Source organism: Megasphaera intestinihominis, assembly GCF_040096415.1.
GTDB lineage: Bacteria > Bacillota > Negativicutes > Veillonellales > Megasphaeraceae > Megasphaera > Megasphaera intestinihominis.
In genome coordinates this window covers 1-8,030 of the sequence record NZ_JBBMEU010000083.1, presented here as the reverse complement: position 1 = coordinate 8,030, position 8,030 = coordinate 1, and the positions used below count along the sequence as shown (strand labels likewise).

Annotated in this window: 9 protein-coding genes; 6 read left to right on the top strand and 3 right to left on the bottom strand. The window is 46.4% G+C overall.

All coding sequences use genetic code 11. The annotated features are described in order from the left end of the window. Positions 1-36: 36 nt before the first annotated feature. Positions 37-294 carry a hypothetical protein gene (locus tag WMO23_RS10330; RefSeq protein ID WP_349174006.1) on the bottom strand — a complete coding sequence of 86 codons (258 nt, stop codon included), beginning with the start codon at positions 292-294 and terminating at the stop codon, positions 37-39. A gap of 946 nt (positions 295-1,240) precedes the next feature. Here WMO23_RS10330 and WMO23_RS10325 point away from each other — a divergent pair. Continuing rightward, positions 1,241-2,047, top strand: a complete 807-nt coding sequence (locus tag WMO23_RS10325; RefSeq protein ID WP_349174004.1) for a TIGR00730 family Rossman fold protein — start codon at positions 1,241-1,243, stop codon at positions 2,045-2,047. A 148-nt stretch (positions 2,048-2,195) separates the two neighbouring features. Here the strand turns inward: WMO23_RS10325 and WMO23_RS10320 are convergent, their stop codons facing one another. Together WMO23_RS10320 and WMO23_RS10315 are read right to left on the bottom strand one after the other, a co-directional pair. Then, positions 2,196-2,981: a basic amino acid ABC transporter substrate-binding protein gene (locus tag WMO23_RS10320; RefSeq protein WP_349174002.1), complete on the bottom strand. Its 786-nt coding sequence runs from the start codon at positions 2,979-2,981 to the stop codon at positions 2,196-2,198. A 148-nt stretch (positions 2,982-3,129) separates the two neighbouring features. Then, complete coding sequence (locus WMO23_RS10315) at positions 3,130-4,212, bottom strand: HAD family hydrolase (protein ID WP_020310198.1); 1,083 nt, start codon at positions 4,210-4,212, stop codon at positions 3,130-3,132. Between the two features lie 252 nt (positions 4,213-4,464). Between WMO23_RS10315 and WMO23_RS10310 the strand changes: the two genes are divergently transcribed. The 5 genes from WMO23_RS10310 (at position 4,465) to WMO23_RS10290 (ending at position 7,603) form a co-directional block, all read left to right on the top strand. Beyond that, positions 4,465-4,899: a hypothetical protein gene (locus WMO23_RS10310; protein ID WP_020310197.1), complete on the top strand. Its 435-nt coding sequence runs from the start codon at positions 4,465-4,467 to the stop codon at positions 4,897-4,899. A gap of 32 nt (positions 4,900-4,931) precedes the next feature. Further along, on the top strand, positions 4,932-5,645 hold the full coding sequence (locus tag WMO23_RS10305) for a sugar O-acetyltransferase (protein WP_303267803.1): 714 nt from the start codon (positions 4,932-4,934) through the stop codon (positions 5,643-5,645). A gap of 43 nt (positions 5,646-5,688) precedes the next feature. Beyond that, entirely contained in the window at positions 5,689-6,051 is a 363-nt protein-coding gene (locus WMO23_RS10300; protein ID WP_303267802.1) for a pyridoxamine 5'-phosphate oxidase family protein, read from the top strand. 21 nt (positions 6,052-6,072) lie between these two features. Beyond that, positions 6,073-6,837 carry a cyclase family protein gene (locus WMO23_RS10295; protein ID WP_020310195.1) on the top strand — a complete coding sequence of 255 codons (765 nt, stop codon included), beginning with the start codon at positions 6,073-6,075 and terminating at the stop codon, positions 6,835-6,837. Positions 6,838-7,141: 304 nt separating this feature from the next. Beyond that, positions 7,142-7,603 carry a hypothetical protein gene (locus WMO23_RS10290; RefSeq protein ID WP_296820978.1) on the top strand — a complete coding sequence of 154 codons (462 nt, stop codon included), beginning with the start codon at positions 7,142-7,144 and terminating at the stop codon, positions 7,601-7,603. Positions 7,604-8,030 lie beyond the last annotated feature (427 nt).

The following is an 8,030-nucleotide window of genomic DNA, read 5'->3' as shown; positions in this document are numbered from 1 at the left end:
TGTGTTTTAGCAGATTCATTATACTTCAAAGTGTGGTTACGCGATATTTATTTGTTCAAAAAGTTGTAAACTGCTGTAAAAAAATAAGGTTATACATAATATAATAGCCAGCTCTAAAATCAATGTTGCCCAGTCAATGTAATACTTTGGCGGAATATTAAAAATCATATTGTGACCATCTGAGATATAGTCAACAAATTTTCCGTTAGTTATCTTTCTATAATGAACAGGCGGAAATGCGAAAGCTATGATTGTGGCTAATATACCTAACTGTACAATTTTTGTTGTTTTCATATTTAAACACTTCCTATCCTTCAATGCACCTGCTGTCATCGCTTTTTAACTATTTCGGTAGGTGATGTTTCTCTATAAAATAATTATATTTTAAATTTTCAAATTTATTTATGAGATAATCATATGAGACGGTGTCAACATATTGTGGAAATTTTTTGAATGAGAAAAAGACCTTTATAAAGGCGAAGCTGTCTTTGACGTGGATGGTATTGAAGCTAAAAAGAATAAAAAAAGGCATACCGGTAACTCCGGGTATTGAATCCTCTTAAGAGGCTAACGTCTCCCCAGCCGTCAGTACGTCTTCTGAACCCAAAACTAGCAGTACCTCTACTAACTCTGACGCAGGGTCTGATCATCAGCAGCCAATACCGATTCTGAGTTCTTCTAATTTAAGTATAAGTGACTTCCTGCGAAATGTAAACGATAATCTTGGTAAATCCTATATCAATTCCGATGGCACTCCGAATTCCAAACTATGGAATCTATTTGGAAGATACTAAGACTGGTGCTGTCGGCGCATATACAAATACGATGCGATAACAGAAAAACAGAGCCACGCTGTCTTAGGATCCTCACATAAAAGTGATACCCTTGAAATGACAGGCCGTGGCTCTGTTGATAACATCAGTATACGGAGTATGCTTGAACATGTCAAGGATTATGATGGAAACGACGGTATCAAATGTAAACGATAATCTGGGGAAACCTTATAAAATCAAATGATATCTCAATTTTTTCAGGTGATGTCTTAAATGGTTGGAAGCCATAAAAAAAGCATCGTCACCAGGGTGGGCAGACCTTGGCAGGTAATCTTGGTAGGTACGTTTATCATGCTTGTTATAAGATATCAACTTGTTGAAGCGGATTTAATGAATATATAGCATTTATGCGAATTTCACGCTATACTTATGTAGTATAAATATTGGGGAAAGAAGGGAATCTATCTATGAATATTACCGTTTATCTCGGCTCCCGCTGCGGGAACCGGTCTTGTTATGCTGATTATGCTTATGCGTTAGGGTCCTGGATTGCCCGCCACGGGCACACCCTCGTTTACGGCGGCAGCCGGACCGGGCTCATGGGGGAACTGGCTGACGGCGCTTTGCAGGCCGGAGGCCAGGTCATCGGCGTGGAACCGCAGTTCTTCATGGATGAGGAATTACAGCATGAAGGCTTGACGAAACTGATCGTGACGCCGGATATGACGTCGCGCAAGCAGCAGATGATGGATTTAGGCGATATTTTCCTGGCCTTTCCCGGCGGTATCGGAACGCTGGAAGAAATCAGCCAGGTCATGAGCCAGGTGAAACTGCATCAGATGAAAGGGCGCTTTGCCTTCCTCGACTTCGACGGCTATTACCAGCCCATGAAGGCCTTGCTCCAGCAGATGAGCGACGAAGGCTTCGTCGATAAGGATTGGGCCGACGCCGTACCCTTCCTGCCGTCCTTTGCGGCTTTGACAGCCTTTGTCCTCGGCCGCGACCTGCCCAAATCCGGCGAAACGTGGCGCCATTTCAAGAACCATATGTACCGCATCCTCGATTTAGCCGACGACGCCGAAACGGGCGAAACCTACGTCGTCTATAAGACCTTATATGGCGAATACCGCGACTTCATCCGGCCTCTGGAAATGTTCCTCAGCGAAGTGGACCATGACAAATATCCCGACGTCCGACAGAAATGGCGCTTTGAAAAAACGGCGGGACTCTGCTCGTGGAATCCCGCCATTTCCAGTCAATATCTGAAGAAATGAGTCTATAAGCGCTGAATCGCATCGAGGGCCAGCGGTGACCGTTCACATTCGTCGGCCATCATAGTCAGCTGATAGCATAAGGGACTGCCTTTCATTTTGCCGGCAGCATAGGTCAAGCCGTTGGTCCGTTCTAAAGAAGGGGCAAATTCTATTGCAATTCTACCGCTGTTGGATCGACGCCGAACCATTTTTGATAGAGCTTGGTATACGTCCCGTCAGCTTTCAAATCAGCCAGGGCCTGGTTGATGGCCTTCAGTTCGTCTTCATGGCCTTTGTCGATGGCCATAGCTGAACCGGCCAGTTTCTTCGGTTCGCCGACGACTTTCAGATTGTTCATGCCGCCTTTGGAAACATAGTACAAGGCGACGGCTTTGTCGATTGCGACGGCGTCACTGCCGCCATTTTGCAGTTCTTGCAGGCACTGGTAATTGCCGTCGAACTGTTTGAGGACAGCTCCTTGTTTTTCAGCGAAGTCCGCTGGCTTAGAACCGGCCTGGACGGCTACGGTCTTGCCTGTGATGTCATTCCAGCCATGGATGGTCGTATTGTCTTTCTGTACGACAATGACCGAACCGCCGATGTAGTAGGGAGCCGTGAAATCGACTTGTTTTTTCCGTTCTTCCGTCGCCGACATGGCCGAGGCAATCATGTCGATTTGTCCGCTTTTCAAGGCCGGAATCAAAGCATCGAAGCCCATGGCCTTGATTTCTACTTTGCGGCCCAGCTTTTCACCAATCGCATTGGCCAAGTCAATATCGAAGCCGGTATATGTATCGTTTTCTGCCATTTCAAAAGGAGGGAATGACGGTTCCGTCCCGACGATAAGCGGTTTATCCGTCCTTGCCGCCGCTTCTTTTGACTGTGTACCACATCCTGTTAAGACACTCATAGCCGTCAGTGCGGCCATCCCTGCCAGTATCCATTTCTTGTTCATGTCCATTCCCCCCTGATGAAGTGTTAAATAGCTTTAAAATTCAAATATTAAGGAATATTATACATTAAAACGCGTATTTGTCAATGCTTTTAGAATTATTATTCAAAGTATGACGGAACATTTCGAACAAAATAGATGGACTGGTGGGTCATTGTGTCTTTTTTACGTTATCTCCGTAAATTGTCTTCCAGTCATTTTTCATGGAAATAGTATTCCAGCCATTTTCGGCAGATGTCTTCTTATCGCGTTCGGCCCGTTCAGGGCGGCCATATTCACGTTGCGTATCATCACAGAGAATATTGAATACTTCAGCTTTATAGGGGTTGTCCTTTAGCGTATACCGGAACATGGAATAATCGCCGCTGCTGTTTCCGAAGGCTAAGACCGGCTGTATCCCGATTTCACGGACAATGGATGACACTTTATTCATTTTTTCATTGACCCGGTCCAATTCGCCGTACTGGATGGTATCTTCCTGTGTCATTTGATATGAACCACCGCTAGTTTGGCCTTGATGGCTGGCAACGATTTGCGGATCCGACCCGATGACTTGATTCGGTGCGATAGGCAGGGCTCCATGGACGAGTGCGCGGACGAGAGGGCGGTCAGAGGCCGAAACGATGTAGCAGGTGAAATTATTAGCTTCTAAATAGGAAATCACTTCTACCATAGGCAGGTAAAAGGATTCGCCATAAGTCAGGTTCGTCAGGCCGATAACGGGCTTTTTCATAAATCCCTGGGCGTAAGCGTCCAGGGACTGCGGCGTCATCCCGGCCAGTCCGGCATATAAGTTGTGGTACAAGTTCTTTTCGATTTCCGGGGGAACGGGTTTCCGCTGAGAAATGGCATCCCAATAGGCTTGAGCAAATTTTTTGTCTTCATCGGACACTTTACAGTTTGGGTCATGCAGGACACGGTCCGCATAAAAGACGCCATCTGTATAGGACGGGGTCCGTTCTCCCAACAGGGTTCCATCCATATCGAAGACGGCCAGGCGATGTTCTGCCGGGATGAAATCAGGATTTTTGGGATTCGTTACTTTTTGCACATAAGCTACCAGCTTTTTCTTAGCCGGAGAATTCTCGTTCCAATACTGGAAATTTTCGGACTGATTGACGTGAATCGCGGCTAATTCGGCCCGGCTGGCACCTTCAACAATCCCCGTCAGGCCGAAGCTGGTCAACATAGCTGTGACAGCTAACATGGATGCGAGTTTTTTTCCTTTCAACATAATCACCTCAAATATAGTAAAATTTGTCTCTATTATAACACATGGATTTCGTTGAATTAAATAGGACAGATGGAAGAAAAACTGGCATTTCATCGAAATGGGCGGCCAGACAGGTCTTACGTACACGATGAAATATATTCCGAAGAAAGGCAGGGGAAAGCAGGAATTAATGCCTGACGTGTAGAATTATTCCATAAAGCTTGTTTGCCAGATGATGGGTGAGGCGTGACGTACACTCTGCGAGGTGATGATATGTCTTTGGAAAATCAGGAATTGGCCTGCGTGCAGGCTTTTTTAGAAGACCGGGCTTCAGAACAATTCATGACGCGGTTGTTGGCCGATGCCGGAGAAGACTATGCATGGTTCCGGCGCCTGGCTCAGCATATGTTCCGCAGCCACCTTTCGCCAGACGAACAACGGGAGCTCTTGGAAGCGGCAAAGGCGGATACGCAGGGCGACCCCGAAAAAATCCAGGCGGCCCATGATGCCCGCTTGTTGCTGCTGAAATCGGGGATGTGTCTTTCCATCCATGAATCGTGGTATCTCCATAAAGTGAAGCAAATGCCCTTAGAAAAAGCCTTTCGCCAAACCATGACGCGCATTGTCGTAGGCTTCGGCCAGCTCATGTCAGAACCGGGGATTCCCAACGATTTTGAAATGCAGCTATGGTATCGGATTCAAGGATAGCATTGCATATAAGAGAAGGGAGTAGGATACTATTGAATCAGAAAGAGTGGGACCGCATGATTGGCCAGGAGCTGTACGACCCGTTCAATGTTCACGATGACAGCTTCCAGCGGGTCCATGCGGCGCAGCGGAAATTCAATGCTTCTGACGATTTGAACGACCGTCAGGCTTTTGAAGAACTGAAACGCTGTTTTGCCCAGGCGCCAGATGACATGGTGCTGTTGGCGCCGGTCTACTTCGACCATGGTGACCGCATCCGCTTTGGCCGTCATTTCTTTGCCAATACGGGGCTGACCATACTAGACGAAAACTACGTCACCTTTGGCGACAACGTCTTTTTGGCACCTCACGTCAGTATCTATACGGCGGGTCATCCCATTGATGCGGAAGTCCGCAATACCAACCTGGAATACGCCAAACCGGTCACTATCGGTTCAGACGTCTGGATTGGCGGTAATGTCGTCATCAATCCCGGTGTCACTATTGGCGATGACGTTGTCATAGGTTCCGGTTCCGTCGTAACCCATGATATTCCCAGCCATGTCGTCGCAGCCGGGAATCCCTGCCGGGTCATCCGTCCCATTACACAAGCCGATGCAGACTTATGGCATTGTAAGTTATCGGAATATAAAAAATCAATATTATCCCACATAATCCCACAAAAACAACCAAGGAAAAACCATATACCCGAAAAACAAATCGAAAAACCATATACCCGAAAAACAAATCATTGCAAAAAAAATTAACGATTGGTTAAACGCTTGTGTTGATGAGAGCGGTGCTTTCTTTTTGAATACCATAGAAGCTGGCCGCCCTAAATCGCGTCCTATCAGTTTCCACATGCTAAAAGATGGAGTGAACTATTTTGGCGTCGGCGCAATGAAAGAAGTCTATCGTCAAATGCAAGAAAATCCTTATGTAGAAATCTGTGGACTTATGGGAAAAGGAAAACTCTTTTTCCGTTATTATGGCAAAGCCGTTTTTGAACAAGGGGATGAACTGGCACAAGAAGCACTGGCCCAACCAGGATATCCGGTCATGAAGAAAATTTATACTACCGAAAGTGGCAACCGTTTCGCTGTCTTCCATTTAGAAGATGCGACGGCTGAAAAAAGGGCCATGATGTCCGTATTAGAAACATGGAATCTTTGAATTAAGAAAGGAAGTGTCCTTATGGCAACACACGCATTATGGAATCTCTTACAACAACTGAAATCCGATTACGAATGGGTAGAACTCAGCCATCGGCTGAACAACGACAGCCCGTATTGGTCAGGCATGCCTGAAGGCTCCGTAGAAATCGGGAAAACCGTCTTCGATTGGGGCAATCCCATGCTGGAATGTTTGATCCAGACATTCAAATTTCCCGGCCAATTCGGCACGCATATTGATTTCCCAGGCCATTTTGCCAAAGGGACAGCACTGTCAGATGGCTTCGGCGTCCAGCACATGGCCTATCCCTTAGTCGTCATTGACATCAGCGAAAAAGTAGCCAAAGACGTCCATTATGCCGTCACTGTCGACGACATCAAAGCCTATGAAGCCGCTTATGGCGACATCCCGGAAGGCGCCTTTGTCGCCCTGCGGACAGATTGGGCCAAGAACTGGCCGAACAACGACAAGCTCTGCGGCTTCGACGAAAAGGGCAATGAAAATGCGCCAGGCTGGTCTTTGGAAGCCTTGAAATACATCTATGAAGTCCGCCACGCCGCAGCCAACGGCCACGAAACCTTTGATACCGATGCCTCTGCCGTCGCAGCTGAAGCAGGGGACCTCATCTGCGAACGCTACGTCCTCAGCCAGGGCCACGTCCAGATCGAGCTTTTGGATAACCTCGACAAGGTAGCTCCTGCCGGTGCCATCCTCCTGGCAGCCTGGCCCAATATCGAAGGCGCGACCGGACTGCCTGTCCGCGTCGTAGCCGTTACACCGAAATAGGGAATGTACCGCTTAATAGAACAAGAGGCTGTCTTACAACGACGGCCTCTTGAATTTTATCCGTCTAAGAAAAAATCAGTTGTCGACCGTACCTCCCAAAAGAGCGCTTCAATAGAAACGGGATATCTTGGGCCAATGTCATCGACAACTGATTCTATAGGAACAACTGTGGCAGTACCTCTACGGATTCACGCTCTAATGAGGTGACGCCTCCGCAGCCAATACCAGCAACTGCTTCTTCTATATTATAGATGTACTATACTGCTAAGTAAAGACCAGAATAAAATAGAAAGGATGTGGTAACATGAAACGCCTTATTCTTAGCGTATTCTCATTATTGATTGTATCAATTTCTACCGTCTTTGCTGCCATTCCTGATTCAGAATTTGCGATTGGTGGTATCACCATTGGTTCATCGGCGGACTATGTACAATCTATTTACGGAGAACCGACACACATTTCGGATAAAGTACCCAATGCTGAGGGCGGATACAGTTATAGCTATGCCTACGGGTCATCGTTTTACATCTTTTTTGATGCCAATACCAATGTCGTGACCGGTATCTTTTCAACGGCCAATAACGGCTTGATTACACCGGCTGGACTAACAGTAGGTATGGATGCTGACGCTATTGAACAAGCCTACGGAGAACCCTGGAAAAATGACCGCGGGTATATTTCTTATCATGAAGAAGGAAAATGGCTGGTATTTACAACTCATAACGGAAAGATTACAGAAATTAAGTTGTTTGATTATGTCGTGTAAATTTGAAATTTCTCACCTAATTTCGGTGGCATAAAAAATAAGCGAATATGCTATATAAAGCTTGAATCGGATTTGCAGACATGTTATACTTAACGTAGCTGAAAAAGTTAGTGAGTTCCAAGTAGGAACAATAAACCCCCACGGTCTGGACACCGTGGGGGTTTTGCTTTTTATAGAGAGCTGCCTCTTAGGCTGGTTGCTCGTCATCTGCCGTTCAGCCATTTGCAGATGTAGTAGCTAATTACACCTGCCATAACGGAGAGGAAAAAGTTAGTGAGTATCTCCAAAGTAGAAACACCTCCTTTCTGTTGCCAGATTGGAGGGAGCAACAGAAAAAGTATAGCAGATTTTCGGGTGTGTCAAGAGTTTTGTGTAAATCGATTCAATAAGCAACATCGTATTGCTGCATAAGCTGAGACATCCTGTC